Below are 13,348 nucleotides of genomic sequence, written 5' to 3'. Positions count from 1 at the left end.
GACGACCAGTGTACTGGGCAGTAGTCCCTGCAGACGCGCAAAACCCCGCCGGAGAGTCTCCGACGGGGTTTTGCGCAGCTGAGCTCTGCACTGAGATCAGTGCGCGGGCTTTAGCGCTTGGAGTACTGCGGTGCCTTGCGTGCCTTCTTGAGACCGGCCTTCTTGCGCTCCACCGCACGGGCGTCGCGAGTAAGGAATCCGGCCTTCTTGAGCGACGCGCGGTTGTGATCGCGGTCGATCTCATTCAGCGCGCGGGAGATGCCCAGACGCAGTGCGCCGGACTGGCCCGAGGGGCCGCCGCCGTCGATGCGAGCGATCACATCGTAGGCTCCGGTGAGGCCCAGCAGAGTGAAAGGATCATTCACTTCCTGCTGGTGCAGCTTGTTAGGGAAGTAATCTTCCAGGCTGCGACCGTTGAGGGTCCACTGGCCTGTGCCCGGGGTGATGCGGACGCGTGCGCGAGCCTGCTTGCGACGACCGATTGCGGCTCCGCCGACGGTCAGCGGTGCACGCTCGGACTCGCCTGCAGTCTCCTGGGCGGGGGTCGATTCCGAGGTGTAGCTTGAGAGCTCCTCGGTTTCGGTGAGCTCTTCAGTGTTCTGAGCCACGATTCTCCTTGAAAATTCTAGTGTCGGGTGGCCAGGACTACTGAGCGACCTGGGAGATGTCGAACGGCTTAGGCTGCTGGGCGACGTGCGGGTGCTCAGCACCTGCGTAGACGCGCAGCTTCTTCAGCTGAGCCGTTCCGAGCTTGTTATGCGGCAACATGCCCTTGACTGCCTGGTAGGCAGCTCGGGTGGGGTAGCGCGCGACCATCTCGTTGAAGGTCAGCGACTTGATGCCACCGGGAAAGCCGGAGTGGCGCCAGTAGCGCTTCTTCTCGGCCTTGTCGCCGGTCATGGCGACCTTCTCGGCGTTGATGATGATGACGAAGTCGCCCATGTCCTGGTGCGGGACAAAGGTCGGCTTGTGCTTGCCGCGCAGCAGCGCGGCCGTCTGGGTGGCGAGGCGGCCCAGCACGACGTCAGTCGCGTCGATGACGTGCCACTGGGCATCGGCGTCGCCAGGCTTCGGGGTGTACGTACGCACGTTGGTATGCCTTCGGTCGATGTTCTACGGTTCAGTGCACTGGCCTCCCTGATGCTGTGAGCGGCACCGGGTGTCAGTGACTGTTTCTTCGCGAGTGCGACATCCGGATTCCCAGGTGAGGACTGGGAATTGACCGGGCCCGTGAGTTCCCCTGCAGTTCGCGGAGGCTTCAACCATGCAACTGAGCCGCCTCAACACGAACCCACGCAAGGGTGGACACGCACAACAACCAACCACTATACAGAGCGCCCCCACCTTTGAGCAAAGTCACTGATCATCGGAGATGTTCAGAGCCCGCTCTTCGGGCAGGGGCGCTGCTGAAAGTGGCCGAAATCCGGCACTGGGTCCCGTGCCGGATGACAGCGCTGGGGTTCAGCGCACGGCCCGCTTATAGGCCGCGTCTGACATGTCCTCCAGCTCGCGCCCCTTGGTCTCCGGCACCCATTTGAGCACGAAGATCAGGGAGAGCAGCGCACAGGCGGCATAGAAGCCATAGGCGAAGACCAGCGAGAGGTCGGCCATCTCCGGGAAGAGCATGGAGATGAGGAAGTTCGCGGCCCAGTTCGCCGAAGCGGTGACGCCCAGCGCCACGGCGCGGACGCGGTTGGGGAACATCTCACCGAGCAGGACCCACATGAAGGGGCCCCAGGTGGCGCCGAAGAACAGCACGAAGACGTTGGCCGAGACCAGCGCGATCATGCCCCACGCGCCGGGCAGGTTGACGAGCTCCTCGCCGTCGGCGCCCATGGTGACCACAGCCTGGCTGAAGGCCACTGCCATCATGCCCAGGCCCAGTGCCATGCCGGCGGAGCCGACCGCGAGCGGAATCCGGCGGCCCACCTTGTCGACGATGATGATGCCGATGACGGTGGCGATGATGTTCACGCTGGTGGTGATGATCTGGACCAGGAAAGCCTGATCCTCTGCGATGCCCACGGCCTGCCAGAGGGTGTTGGAGTAGTAGAAGATCACGTTGATGCCGACGAACTGCTGGAACACCGCCAGGCCCAGTCCCACCCAGACGATGGGTGAGATCTTGCCGCTGACGATCAGATCGCGGAACTTCTGCCGCGCTTCCATGTTGATGGTCTCGCGGACATCCTTGATCTTCTGCGCGATGGCGTTCTCGCCCTTGACGCCCACGACCTCTTCGAGGACCTTGGCGGCCTGCTTGTCGCGACCGCGCGAGATCAGGTATCGCGGTGACTCCGGGATCGAGGAGGAGAGCAGCCCGTAGAGCAGCGCCGGTCCGGCCTCGAGCAGGAACATCCACCGCCAGGCCTCCAGGCCCCACCACAGCTGGTCAGCGGCTCCGCCGGCGAGATTGGCGACGAAGGCGTTGGAGGAGGCTGCCATGAAGATGCCGACGACGATCGCCAGCTGCCACATCGAGCCCAGGCGCCCGCGCAGGTTGGTCGGGGCCACCTCGGCGATGTAGGCGGGAGCGATCACGGAGGCCATGCCGACGCCGATGCCGCCGAGCACGCGCCAGATGATCAGGTCCACGGCGCCGAAAGCGAGGCCTGAACCCAGTGCTGAGATGAAGAACAGGGCGGCGGCGACCATCATGGAGCGCTGGCGTCCGATCCGGTCCGAGAGGCTGCCACCGGCCCATGCACCCACCATGCAGCCCAGCAGGGCTGAGGAGACGGTGAAGCCAATGGCGAGGTCGGAGAGGCCGAACTCGGACTGTATGGGGCCCACGGCGCCGTTGATCACGGCCGTGTCGAAGCCGAAGAGGAAACCGCCGAAGGCGGCGACCAGGACTACCCAGGCGACACCACCGATGCCGGAGTCCTGCGAGCTTGAAGTATTGCTCATCAGAGGTTGATTCCTTCTGTCAGGTCAGGGACGTGATGCCTTCTCCAGCGAAGGCAAGCCCGACCGATTATGGTGCCTCGACGTGAACCACGCCACTCCGGAAACTCCGCCCCCGACGACGACGACGTGCCCCCAGCGCGGTGCTGGCCCGCATTGACAGGCCAGCACCGCAGTGAGGACCTGACAGGGCGATTCCATCACGTGTCGCAAATCACGTCTATCCGTGCAGGTCAGAGAGAGTCACGCAGTGCCCTCGTCTGCTCGGCGCGGACTCCGAGCTGCTCGTCCGCGGGGTATTGGACCGATTCCAGGACCAGCCCCGCTGGCGGCGCCAGGCGGACCCTCTCATCCCAGCTGGGGTCGGCCAGCCTGCTCTGCAGCCAGCCGGGGTGCCTGCGCCCCTCCCCCACGTCCATGCAGGCCCCGATCAGGGCGCGCACCATGTGGTGGCAGAAGGCGTCGGCGGTGATTCGTGCCGTGATGATGCCGTCGTCGTCCCGCTGCATGCTGAACCGCTGCAGCTCGCGGATGGTGGTGCTGCGCTCACGCGGCCGGCAGAAGCTGCCGAAGTCCCGCAGCCCGTCCACCGAGACGGCCTCCAGGTTCATCGCCTCAGCATCCAGCCGCGTGCGGTGCCAGGCGGTGTCGGAGCGGCGCAGCGGGTCCTGCAGCGCCGGCTCGTCCGCGATCCGATAGCGGTAGGTCCGGCTCAGCGCCGAGAAGCGCGCGTCGAAGTTCGGGGCCACCTCGCGGGCGGCGAAGACGACGATCGCGCCGCGCTGCGCGTTCAGCACTCCTGCGAGTCGACGCACCAGGGCGTCCTCGGCGGTGATGCTGCGTCCCCGGATGAGTCCGGTCCACTCTGCGGCGCTGAGGTCCAGGTGGACCACCTGTCCGCGGGCATGGACCCCGGCATCGGTGCGCCCGGCCACGATCAGCGGCACCTCACGGCGGAACAGGGTCGCGAGCCCTTCACGGAGGGTTCCCTCCACGGTGCTCAGGCCGGGCTGCGCCGCCCAGCCGTGGAAGGCGCTGCCGTCGTATGCCAGGTCCAGACGTATCCGCACACTCTCGCGCTGCGGTTCCTCAGCGGTGTTCATCGTTCAAGCCTCTCTGCCCCCAAGGGCACGTGGCGCAGACACGGAGGCGCCCCCGACCACTGGGATCGGGGGCGCCTCTGCAGGGGTGAGAAGTGCTTACTTCTCGCCCTCGGTCTGCTCAGACTCAGCAGCCTCGGTGGACTGGGCTTCGGCAGAGGTGTTCTCTGTCGCAGCGGTCTCGGAGTCGCTCGCCTCGGTGGAGGTGGTCTCCTCCTGGGAGGTCTCCTGGGCGCTGGCGGTGCTCGTGATGGCCTGTTCGGCCTCCTTGACCACTGCCTGCTTCGGGGAGACCGGCTCCATCACGAGCTCGATGACAGCCATCGGGGCGTTGTCGCCCTTGCGGTTGCCGATCTTCACGATCCGGGTGTAGCCGCCCTGGCGCTCGGCCATCGCCGGGGCGATGACCGTGAACAGCTCGTGGACGACTGCCTGATGAGTGGCGCTGTTGGCGCTGATCTTGCCGACCACGCGACGACGAGCGGCGATGTCGCCCTGCTTCGCCATCGTGATCAGACGCTCAGCATAGGGACGCAGGCGCTTGGCCTTGGTCAGCGTGGTGGTGATCGCGCGGTGCTCGAACAAGTTGGCTGACATGTTTGCCAGCATCAACTTCTCGTGCGACGGGCTGCCGCCCAGGCGCGGACCCTTGGTGGGGGTAGGCATGGTGTGGTTCTCCTTGAGTGGTGCGCAGTCAGTTCTGCAAGAACATCAGCGCGAATAATTATCGTGGGCCGCAGTTCTTAGAACCGCTGCTGCTCGTCTTCGACGTAGTCCTCGTCGCCAGCTTCCTGGAAACGGGCTGCTGTCGGGTCGAAGCCTGCAGGGGAATCCTTGAGGGAGAGACCAAGCTCGACGAGCTTGTCCTTGACCTCGTCGATGGACTTGGCACCGAAGTTGCGGATGTCCATCAGGTCAGCCTCGGAGCGAGCCACGAGCTCACCCACAGTGTGGATGCCCTCGCGCTTGAGGCAGTTGTAGGACCGCACGGTCAGTTCGAGATCCTCGATGGGCAGCGCCATGTCGGCAGCCAGTGCGGCGTCGGTCGGCGAGGGGCCGATCTCGATGCCTTCGGCTGCGACATTGAGCTCACGTGCCAGCGAGAACAGCTCCACCAGAGTGGTGCCGGCGGATGCCAGGGCATCGCGCGGCTCCATGGATGCCTTGGTCTCGACATCGACGATCAGCTTGTCGAAGTCGGTGCGCTGCTCGACGCGGGTGGCCTCGACCTTGAAGGAGACCTTCAGGACCGGGGAGTAGATCGAGTCGACCGGGATGCGGCCGATCTCGGCATCTGCCATCTTGTTCTGTGCTGCCGAGACGTAGCCGCGGCCGCGCTCGACGGTGAGCTCCATGTCGAGCTTGCCGTGCTCGTTGAGCGTGGCGAGGTGCAGGTCCGGGTTGTGGAACTCCACTCCGGCCGGCGGTGTGATGTCGGCGGCGGTGACCGGACCTGGGCCCTCCTTGCGGAGGTAGGCGACCACGGGCTCGTCATGCTCGGAAGAGACGGAGAGTCGCTTCACATTCAGGATGAGCTCGGTGACGTCTTCCTTGGTCCCGGCGATCGTGGTGAACTCGTGGAGCACACCGTCGATACGAACGCTGGTGACTGCCGCACCTGGGATGGATGAGAGCAGGGTCCGACGCATTGAGTTGCCGAGGGTGTAGCCGAAGCCCGGCTCGAGGGGCTCGATGATGAAGCGGGAGCGGTTCTCGGCGACGACTTCTTCGGTCAGCGTGGGGCGCTGTGCAATGAGCACTGATTGTTCCTTTCAGAGTGCATCCGCTATATGACGCATTCTCACTGAGTAATGATGCTCGGCCTGCCCCCGGCGCAGCGGCCGGGGACAGGCTCTAAATGTCTTGTAAAGAAGCTCGCTCAGACGCGACGGCGCTTGGGCGGGCGGCAGCCGTTGTGCGCGCTCGGGGTGACGTCCGAGATGGAGCCCACCTCGAGACCTGCGGCCTGAAGGGAGCGGATCGCGGTCTCGCGTCCGGAGCCGGGGCCCTTGACGAAGACTTCGACCTTCTTCATGCCGTGCTCCTGGGCGCGCTTGGCGGCCTGCTCAGCGGCAAGCTGTGCGGCGAAAGGAGTGGACTTGCGGGAGCCCTTGAATCCGACCTCACCCGATGATGCCCAGGACACGACGGCGCCCGAGGGATCGGTGATAGAGACGATCGTGTTGTTGAAGGTCGACTTGATGTGAGCCTGGCCCTGCGTGATGTTCTTACTGGCTTTGCGGCGCGGCTTGCGGGCCGCTGCGCGAGTCTTTGGTGGCATTTCTTCTCCGTGACTAAGTTCTTCGGATCAGCTGCTGCTGGCGTGAATGGGCCTGCGGTGCTGAACTACTTCTTCTTACCTGCAACGGTCTTCTTCGAGCCCTTGCGGGTTCGAGCATTGGTCTTGGTGCGCTGACCCCGGACCGGAAGGCCGCGACGATGGCGCAGACCTTCGTAGGAGCCGATCTCGACCTTGCGGCGGATGTCGGCGGCAACCTCGCGGCGGAGGTCACCTTCAACGGTGAGATGGCTCTCGATGTAGTCACGCAGAGAGATCAGCTGTTCGTCAGTCAGATCCTTCACGCGGGTACCAGCTTCGATACCGGTTGCCTGGACGGCTGCTTCGGCGCTGGTGCGCCCAACGCCGTAGATATAAGTGAGTGCGATCACCGTGCGCTTTTCGCGCGGGATGTCCACACCTGCAAGACGTGCCACGTGGCAGTCCTCCTTGTTCTCTTCCGAAGGTCTTCAGCAGTGCAATTCCCTCTGGGACCGTATCGGCCCGACATCGGAGGTGATGTCTTCAGCGGGTCCCCGGCCTTCGGAAACCGGGGGTGTGCCCGTCCAGCTCAGTGACGGGCTGCACTGCCATATGATGTGAGCTGTCCAGCGCAGGTGCGCCCTCACTTACTCAAGCAGTAAGTGGAGGACTCAGCCCTGGCGCTGCTTGTGGCGTGGGTTCGACTTGCAGATCACGCGGATCACGCCGCTGCGGCGGATGACTTTGCAGTCGGTGCAGATCTGCTTCACGCTCGGCTGAACCTTCATGGGTTCTCCTCATTATTCGGTCGCGTGCGACAGTTTTTTACGTGTACCGACGCGAACGTCGACTCACTTATAGCGGTAGACGATGCGTCCACGGTTGAGGTCATACGGGCTCATCTCCACGACCACGCGATCCTCGGGGAGGATGCGGATGTAGTGCTGGCGCATCTTGCCCGAAATGGTGGCGAGGACGACGTGCTCGTTCTCCAGACGCACGCGGAACATTGCATTCGGCAGAGCCTCAGAGACTCGACCCTCTACCTCGATGACGCCTTCTTTTTTACCCATATGCTCCACATACCGTTCGCGACCCCCCGGTCATGGGCGGCACACACTGCGGCGCAGTGCAGCAACACATGGCTGTGGGGTCTGATTCGATTGCTGCGGCGACTCGACAGTCCTGCATGCAGGCACGCTGAACCGCAGAGACAACCAGCAGTCAAGACTACAGGATCAGCTGGCACCGGGACAACTCCGCGGTGAGGCGGAGCAGGCTGCCGGCCAGCAGCCCGGACCAGGCGGCCGGATCAGGCGGCCAGATCAGGCGGTCGGAATGGGCACGGGGGTCACGCCCAGCGGCTCGAGCTCGGAGGCTCCGCCGTCGGCCGCGGTGAGCACCCAGATGCCCTCGGCGTGCCGGGCCACCGAGTGTTCCCACTGGCTGGCGTGGGAGCCGTCGCTGGTGACCACGGTCCAGTCGTCCTGGAGGACCCTCGTCTCGATGCCGCCACGCGTGAGCATCGGCTCGATCGCCAGGGCCATGCCAGGCTTGATCCGGGCGCCCTTCATGCCGGTCGAGTAGTTGAACACGTCGGGCGCCATGTGCATCTGCGATCCGATGCCGTGGCCCACGTAGTCTTCGAGGATTCCCAGCTGCTTGCCGGACTGGGCGGCCACGTAGTCCTCAATGGCCTCTCCGATCTCACCGGTGCTCTTGGCCTGGGCGAAGGCGGCGATGCCGCGCCACATCGCCGCGGCGGTGATCCGGGAGAGTCGCTCATCCTCAGCGTCGGCGGTGCCGGAGGCGGAGTCTCCCAGGATGAGCGTGCGGGCGGAGTCCGAGTGCCAGCCCTCGACGATGCATCCGCCGTCCACCTTGAGCACGTCCCCTGCCTTGAGCACCCGCTCCCCCGGGATCCCGTGCACCACTTCGTCGTTGACCGAGGTGCAGATGTAGCCGGGGAAGCCGTGGTAGTTCAGGAAGTTCGGCTTGGCCCCGCGTGCGGTGATGAGCTCGGCGAACACGTCATTGAGCGCAGAGGTGGTCACCCCGGGGGCGGCTGCCGCCAGGGTCGCATCCAGCGCCTCGCTGAGAATCGCGCCGGCCGCGGCCATATGGCTCAACTGCTCGGGCGACTTCAGCTCGATCCGGCTGCGGGAGAACATCAGGACTTGAGCGCTTCCATGATGCGTGAGTTGACGTCCTCCACGGGACCCAGGCCGTCGACTCGGCGCACGAGTCCACGAGCGTCGTACTCGGCGATCATGGGCGCGGTCTCGGAGGTGAAGATCTCCAGCCGGCGACGGATGGCGCTCTCGTCGGCGTCGTCCTCGCGTCCCTCGATCTCGGCGCGCTTCTTGAGCCGCTCGATGAGTTCATCGCGGTCGGCGGTGAGCTCCAGGACCACGTCGAGGGAGACCTCGAGGCGTTCGAGCATCTCATCGAGAGCCGCGACCTGCACACGGTTGCGCGGGTAGCCGTCCAGCAGGAAGCCGTTGCTGGCGTCCTCCCAGGTGAGTCGGTCCTCGATCATCCGGTTCGTCACGGAGTCCGGCACCAGGTCTCCGGCATCGACGTACTTCTGCGCCTCACGTCCGAGCTCCGTCTGCTCCTTGATGTTCACTCGGAAGATGTCTCCCGTGGAGATGGCGACGATGCCGAGCTCCTCGGAGATCTTCTTGGACTGGGTCCCCTTGCCGGAGCCGGCAGGTCCAACAATCAGCATGCGCGTCATCGCAACAACCCTTCGTAGTTCCGCTGTTCCATCTGTGCGTTGATCTGCTTCACCGTGGTGAGGCCGACGCCGACCATGATCAGGATCGAGGTGCCGCCGAACGGGAAGTTCTGGTTTGCGCCGATCAGGACGAAGGCGATCAATGGGATCAGCGCGATCAGACCCAGGTACAGCGCACCCGGGAAGGTGATGCGGGAGATGACATAGGCCAGGTAGCTCTCGGTGGGCTTGCCGGCGCGGATGCCCGGGATGAAGCCACCGAACTTGCGCATGTTCTCGGCGACCTCGTTCGGGTTGAACGTGATCGTCACATAGAAGTAGGTGAAGAAGATGGTCATCAGGAAGAAGGTGGCCATGTAGAGCGGGTGCGCGCCGCCCACGAAGTAGGTCTGCACGAACTCGATGAGCCAGGAGGGCTCCTCGCCTGGACCGGGCTGGTTGAACTGCGCCAGCACCGAGGGAAGCATCAGCACCGAGGAGGCGAAGATGACCGGGATGACGCCGGCCATGTTGACCTTGATCGGGATGTAGGTGGAGGTGCCGCCCACGGTGCGGCGGCCCACCTGACGCTTGGCGTACTGGACCGGGACGCGGCGCTGGGACTGCTCGACGAAGACGACGGCGGTGATGGTGACCAGGCCGATGAGCAGCACCATGCCGAAGGTGCGCCATCCCTGGGTGGTCCAGATCTCACCCATGGCGCCGGGGAAGCCGGCGGCGATGGAGACGAAGATCAGGATGGACATGCCGTTGCCGACACCGCGCTCGGTGATCTGTTCGCCGAGCCACATGATCAGCGCGACACCTGTGACCAGCGCCAGGATCATCAGCAGGATGACCGGAAGAGCGTCGCTGGTGATGATCGGGATGTCACAGCCGAGCAGGGTGCCGGTGCGCGCGGTGGTCACCAGCGTGGTGGCGTTGAGCGTAGCCAGCGCGATCGTCAGGTACCGGGTGTACTGGGTGAGCTTCGCCTGGCCCTGCGGCCCCTCGCGCTGGAGGTTCTCGAACCGCGGGATGACCACGCGCAGCAGCTGCACGATGATCGCCGCGGTGATGTAGGGCATGATCCCCAGCGCGAAGATGGACACCTGGAGCAGGGCTCCGCCGGAGAACATGTTCACGAAGGAGTAGAGGCCGCCCTCAGTGGTCCCCAGTGCCAGGCACTGCTGGACGGCTGCGTAGTCCACCCCGGGTGCCGGGATGAATGCGCCGATGCGGTAGATCGCGATGATCGCGATGGTGAACCAGATCTTTCGACGCAGGTCGGGTGTCTTGAACACCCTTGCGATCGCGCTGAACAAGCGGCCTCCTGATGCGTGAATTCCCTGTGTGATGCCTTCGGCCACACAGGCAGTCATACTAACGCGCGGTGCGCATGAGAAAAGAATCCTGCGGCCGTGACCGGCCAGGATGTGGCTGGTCGAAGCCCGGATATGAAGAGACCCCCGTGGATCACCACGGGGGTCTCTCACATATGAGAACCGATCAGGCCTGCTTGGAAGCAGCCTTCAGCGGCAGCTGCTCGGTGGAGCCACCGGCAGCGTTGATCTTCTCCACGGCGCTGGCCGAGAAGGCGTGTGCCTTCACGGTCACGGCCACGGAGATGTCGCCGGAACCGAGCACCTTGACGGGGCGGCCCTTGCGAGCAGCACCCTTGGCGATCAGGTCATCGGCGGTGACGTCTCCGCCCTCGGGGAACATCTCGCCGAGCTTGGTCAGATTGACCGGCGAGTATTCCACGCGGAACGGGTTCTTGAAGCCGCGCAGCTTCGGAAGGCGCATGTACAGCGGAAGCTGTCCACCTTCGAAGCCTGCACGGACCTGGTAACGGGCCTTCGTACCCTTGGTACCACGGCCTGCAGTCTTGCCCTTGGAAGCCTCACCACGCCCAACACGGGTGCGGGACTTCTTGGAGCCGGGCGCCGGACGCAGATCGTGGACCTTGAGGACGTTGGAATCCGCAGCGGTGTTCTCTGCCATCCTTAGTTCGCCTCCTCAGCCTTGACTAGATGCTTCACGCTGTTGAGCATGCCCACGGTCACGGCGTCGGCGTCGCGGACCACGGTGTGGCCCACGCGCTTGAGTCCAAGCGAACGAACAGTCTCGCGGTGCTTGGGGTTGGCGCCGATCAGTGACTTGACCTGAGTGACGGTGAGCTTGTGCTCGCCGGTCTTCAGGTTTCGCGCGGTGTTGTAGTTGACGGTACTGCGCAAGGTCATGCACCTGCCTTCTGTGCACGGGCCTCGCGGTCAGCCGCCATAGTGCGCAGCATGCGCGCCGGTGCGATCTCGTCGAGAGCCTTGCCGCGGCGTGCTGCCACGGACTCGGGCTCTTCGAGCTGCTTGAGGGCATCGATGGTGCCGTGAACGATGTTGATGGCGTTCACCGAGCCCATGGACTTGGTCAGCACGTCGTGGATGCCTGCGCACTCGAGTACGGCGCGGACAGGGCCTCCAGCGATCACACCGGTACCCGGTGCTGCGGGACGAAGCAGGACGACGCCGGCAGCATCCTCACCCTTGACCAGGTGCGGGATGGTGGAGCCGACGCGAGGGACGCGGAAGAAGCTCTTCTTGGCCTCTTCCACACCCTTGGCGATGGCCGCCGGGACTTCCTTGGCCTTGCCGTATCCGACGCCGACCAGACCATCGCCGTCTCCGACGATGACCAGGGCGGTGAAGCTGAAGCGACGACCACCCTTGACGACCTTGGACACGCGGTTGATCGTCACGACGCGCTCGAGGAACTTGTCCTTCTCCTCTTCGCGACCGCCACGACCACGACCGCGGCCGCCGCCTTCGCTGCGACCTCCACGACCGCCGCGGTTGTCACCGCGGCCGCCGCGCTCGCCGCGAGCTGAGTTGCTGTTCTCGCCGGCGGCCTGAGTCTGCGATGCAGTCTCCGGTGCAGCGGTTTCTTTGGCCTCAGTCACAGACGAGTCCTTCACGGGGTTGTTTGCGTTCTCACTCACAGCTTCAGCCCACCTTCCCGGGCGCCGTCAGCGACGGCTGCCACGCGACCGTGGTACTTGTTGCCGCCGCGGTCGAAGACCACGGCGTCGATGCCAGCTGCTTTGGCGCGCTCGGCGACCATTTCGCCGACCTTCTTCGCCTTGGCGGTCTTGTCGCCGTCGAAGCTGCGCAGGTCCGCCTCCATAGTGGTGGCGGAGACCAGGGTCTTGCCCTCGAGGTCATTGACCACCTGGGCGACCATGTGACGAGCGGAGCGGTTGACCACCAGGCGCGGACGCTCGGCGGAGCCGTTGAGCTTCTTGCGCAGGCGGAGGTGGCGGCGGCCGCGGGCAGCGGATTTGGATTTGCCCTTGATACCAATAGCCATGGTTTACTTACCTGCCTTTCCGGCCTTGCGGCGAATCTGCTCGCCCTCGTAACGCACGCCTTTGCCCTTGTACGGGTCAGGCTTGCGCAGCTTGCGGATATTGGCGGCGACCTCGCCGACCTGCTGCTTGTCGATACCGACGACAGACAGCTTGGTGGCGCCATCGACCTGGAAGGTGATGCCCGCAGGGGCCTTCACCGGAACCGGGTGCGAGTAGCCGAGAGCAAACTCCAGGTCATCGCCCTTCGGCAGCACACGGTAACCGGTGCCGACGATCTCGAGCTTCTTGGAGTAGCCCTCTGTGACACCGATGACCATGTTGTTGATCAGGGTGCGGGTCAGGCCGTGCAGCGAACGTGATTCGCGTTCGTCGTTGGGGCGGGACACCGTGATGGTGCCGTCCTCATTGGCGACGGTGATGCCTTCGGCAAGAGTGCGGGAAAGTTCGCCCTTGGGCCCTTTGACAGAGACCTCGCGACCTTCCAGCTTAACCTCGACGCCGGCAGGGAGGGTGATCGGAAGACGACCGATGCGTGACATAGTGCTTCGACTCCTTCCAGTTACCAGACGTAGGCGAGGACTTCCCCACCGACGCCCTTCTTTGCTGCCTGCCGGTCGGTAAGGAGACCGGAGGATGTGGACAGGATCGCGATGCCCAGGCCGCCCAAGACGTGCGGGAGGTTGGTGGACTTCGCATACACCCGGAGACCGGGCTTGGAGATGCGGCGCAGGCCGGCGATCGAACGCTCACGGTTCGGGCCGAACTTGAGGTCGATGGCCAGGGTCTTTCCGACCTCGGCCTCCTCCTCGCGCCATTCGGTGATGTAACCTTCCGCCTTCAGGATGTCGGCCACGCGCACCTTCAGCTTCGAGCTGGGCATGGACACCTGATCGTGGAAAGCCGAGTTGGCATTGCGCAGACGTGTCAGCATGTCTGCGACTGGGTCAGTCATTGTCATGAGGGGCTTCTGCCCTTCCTCGCCGTGGTTTCCAGTCTCC

At 64.5% G+C, this 13,348-nt stretch carries 19 protein-coding genes; all 19 read right to left on the bottom strand.

Annotated elements, in window-relative coordinates; translation table 11 throughout:
* Positions 1-110: 110 nt before the first annotated feature.
* Positions 111-608 (bottom strand): 30S ribosomal protein S9, encoded by a 498-nt coding sequence (gene rpsI, locus H4W26_RS11100; protein ID WP_192592295.1) that lies wholly within the window; start codon positions 606-608, stop codon positions 111-113.
* Positions 609-645: 37 nt separating this feature from the next.
* Positions 646-1,089 carry a 50S ribosomal protein L13 gene (rplM, locus tag H4W26_RS11095; RefSeq protein ID WP_192592294.1) on the bottom strand — a complete coding sequence of 148 codons (444 nt, stop codon included), beginning with the start codon at positions 1,087-1,089 and terminating at the stop codon, positions 646-648.
* Positions 1,090-1,461: 372 nt separating this feature from the next.
* Positions 1,462-2,910 carry a sugar porter family MFS transporter gene (locus H4W26_RS11090; protein WP_192592293.1) on the bottom strand — a complete coding sequence of 483 codons (1,449 nt, stop codon included), beginning with the start codon at positions 2,908-2,910 and terminating at the stop codon, positions 1,462-1,464.
* Positions 2,911-3,140: 230 nt separating this feature from the next.
* The gene (gene truA, locus H4W26_RS11085; RefSeq protein ID WP_192592292.1) at positions 3,141-4,010 is read right to left on the bottom strand and encodes a tRNA pseudouridine(38-40) synthase TruA; all 870 of its coding nucleotides are present in this window, start codon (positions 4,008-4,010) and stop codon (positions 3,141-3,143) included.
* Between the two features lie 96 nt (positions 4,011-4,106).
* Entirely contained in the window at positions 4,107-4,673 is a 567-nt protein-coding gene (gene rplQ, locus H4W26_RS11080; protein WP_192592291.1) for a 50S ribosomal protein L17, read from the bottom strand.
* A 77-nt stretch (positions 4,674-4,750) separates the two neighbouring features.
* Positions 4,751-5,767, bottom strand: a complete 1,017-nt coding sequence (locus tag H4W26_RS11075) for a DNA-directed RNA polymerase subunit alpha (RefSeq protein ID WP_192592290.1) — start codon at positions 5,765-5,767, stop codon at positions 4,751-4,753.
* 119 nt (positions 5,768-5,886) lie between these two features.
* Positions 5,887-6,288, bottom strand: coding sequence for a 30S ribosomal protein S11 (gene rpsK, locus H4W26_RS11070; RefSeq protein ID WP_192592289.1), 402 nt, complete (start codon positions 6,286-6,288; stop codon positions 5,887-5,889).
* A 65-nt stretch (positions 6,289-6,353) separates the two neighbouring features.
* Positions 6,354-6,722 (bottom strand): 30S ribosomal protein S13, encoded by a 369-nt coding sequence (gene rpsM / locus H4W26_RS11065; RefSeq protein ID WP_192592288.1) that lies wholly within the window; start codon positions 6,720-6,722, stop codon positions 6,354-6,356.
* Positions 6,723-6,938: 216 nt separating this feature from the next.
* A complete protein-coding gene (gene rpmJ, locus H4W26_RS11060) occupies positions 6,939-7,055 on the bottom strand; it encodes a 50S ribosomal protein L36 (RefSeq protein ID WP_036473268.1) in 117 nt (38 codons plus the stop codon).
* A 63-nt stretch (positions 7,056-7,118) separates the two neighbouring features.
* Positions 7,119-7,340 (bottom strand): translation initiation factor IF-1, encoded by a 222-nt coding sequence (infA, locus tag H4W26_RS11055; RefSeq protein WP_036473267.1) that lies wholly within the window; start codon positions 7,338-7,340, stop codon positions 7,119-7,121.
* A 252-nt stretch (positions 7,341-7,592) separates the two neighbouring features.
* Positions 7,593-8,438, bottom strand: a complete 846-nt coding sequence (gene map, locus H4W26_RS11050) for a type I methionyl aminopeptidase (RefSeq protein ID WP_192592287.1) — start codon at positions 8,436-8,438, stop codon at positions 7,593-7,595.
* Positions 8,438-9,007, bottom strand: coding sequence for an adenylate kinase (locus H4W26_RS11045; protein ID WP_192592286.1), 570 nt, complete (start codon positions 9,005-9,007; stop codon positions 8,438-8,440). The genes map and H4W26_RS11045 overlap by 1 nt, the downstream gene beginning before the upstream one ends.
* Positions 9,004-10,311 carry a preprotein translocase subunit SecY gene (gene secY / locus H4W26_RS11040; protein WP_192592285.1) on the bottom strand — a complete coding sequence of 436 codons (1,308 nt, stop codon included), beginning with the start codon at positions 10,309-10,311 and terminating at the stop codon, positions 9,004-9,006. The genes H4W26_RS11045 and secY overlap by 4 nt, the downstream gene beginning before the upstream one ends.
* 184 nt (positions 10,312-10,495) lie before the next feature.
* Positions 10,496-10,990 carry a 50S ribosomal protein L15 gene (rplO, locus tag H4W26_RS11035; protein ID WP_192592284.1) on the bottom strand — a complete coding sequence of 165 codons (495 nt, stop codon included), beginning with the start codon at positions 10,988-10,990 and terminating at the stop codon, positions 10,496-10,498.
* Between the two features lie 2 nt (positions 10,991-10,992).
* A complete protein-coding gene (gene rpmD / locus H4W26_RS11030; RefSeq protein ID WP_192592283.1) occupies positions 10,993-11,229 on the bottom strand; it encodes a 50S ribosomal protein L30 in 237 nt (78 codons plus the stop codon).
* The gene (gene rpsE / locus H4W26_RS11025) at positions 11,226-11,981 is read right to left on the bottom strand and encodes a 30S ribosomal protein S5 (protein WP_318779865.1); all 756 of its coding nucleotides are present in this window, start codon (positions 11,979-11,981) and stop codon (positions 11,226-11,228) included. Before rpsE ends, rpmD begins: the two co-directional genes overlap by 4 nt.
* A complete protein-coding gene (gene rplR, locus H4W26_RS11020; RefSeq protein ID WP_192592282.1) occupies positions 11,978-12,349 on the bottom strand; it encodes a 50S ribosomal protein L18 in 372 nt (123 codons plus the stop codon). The genes rpsE and rplR overlap by 4 nt, the downstream gene beginning before the upstream one ends.
* Before the next feature lie 3 nt (positions 12,350-12,352).
* Positions 12,353-12,889 (bottom strand): 50S ribosomal protein L6, encoded by a 537-nt coding sequence (gene rplF, locus H4W26_RS11015; protein ID WP_192592281.1) that lies wholly within the window; start codon positions 12,887-12,889, stop codon positions 12,353-12,355.
* A gap of 20 nt (positions 12,890-12,909) precedes the next feature.
* Positions 12,910-13,308 carry a 30S ribosomal protein S8 gene (rpsH, locus tag H4W26_RS11010; protein ID WP_192592280.1) on the bottom strand — a complete coding sequence of 133 codons (399 nt, stop codon included), beginning with the start codon at positions 13,306-13,308 and terminating at the stop codon, positions 12,910-12,912.
* Positions 13,309-13,348: the final 40 nt, after the last annotated feature.

Source organism: Nesterenkonia halotolerans, assembly GCF_014874065.1.
GTDB lineage: Bacteria > Actinomycetota > Actinomycetes > Actinomycetales > Micrococcaceae > Nesterenkonia > Nesterenkonia halotolerans.
This window is presented reverse-complemented; position numbering and strand designations above follow the sequence as displayed.

Coding starts and splice junctions, on each gene's coding strand:
- H4W26_RS11090 (WP_192592293.1), bottom strand. CDS start 2,910: ATGAGCAATACTTCAAGCTCGCAGGACTCCGGCATCGGTGGTGTCGCC.
- truA (WP_192592292.1), bottom strand. CDS start 4,010: ATGAACACCGCTGAGGAACCGCAGCGCGAGAGTGTGCGGATACGTCTG.
- rplQ (WP_192592291.1), bottom strand. CDS start 4,673: ATGCCTACCCCCACCAAGGGTCCGCGCCTGGGCGGCAGCCCGTCGCAC.
- rpsK (WP_192592289.1), bottom strand. CDS start 6,288: ATGCCACCAAAGACTCGCGCAGCGGCCCGCAAGCCGCGCCGCAAAGCC.
- rpmJ (WP_036473268.1), bottom strand. CDS start 7,055: ATGAAGGTTCAGCCGAGCGTGAAGCAGATCTGCACCGACTGCAAAGTC.
- infA (WP_036473267.1), bottom strand. CDS start 7,340: ATGGGTAAAAAAGAAGGCGTCATCGAGGTAGAGGGTCGAGTCTCTGAG.
- map (WP_192592287.1), bottom strand. CDS start 8,438: ATGTTCTCCCGCAGCCGGATCGAGCTGAAGTCGCCCGAGCAGTTGAGC.
- H4W26_RS11045 (WP_192592286.1), bottom strand. CDS start 9,007: ATGACGCGCATGCTGATTGTTGGACCTGCCGGCTCCGGCAAGGGGACC.
- rplO (WP_192592284.1), bottom strand. CDS start 10,990: ATGGCAGAGAACACCGCTGCGGATTCCAACGTCCTCAAGGTCCACGAT.
- rpmD (WP_192592283.1), bottom strand. CDS start 11,229: ATGACCTTGCGCAGTACCGTCAACTACAACACCGCGCGAAACCTGAAG.
- rplR (WP_192592282.1), bottom strand. CDS start 12,349: ATGGCTATTGGTATCAAGGGCAAATCCAAATCCGCTGCCCGCGGCCGC.
- rplF (WP_192592281.1), bottom strand. CDS start 12,889: ATGTCACGCATCGGTCGTCTTCCGATCACCCTCCCTGCCGGCGTCGAG.
- rpsH (WP_192592280.1), bottom strand. CDS start 13,308: ATGACAATGACTGACCCAGTCGCAGACATGCTGACACGTCTGCGCAAT.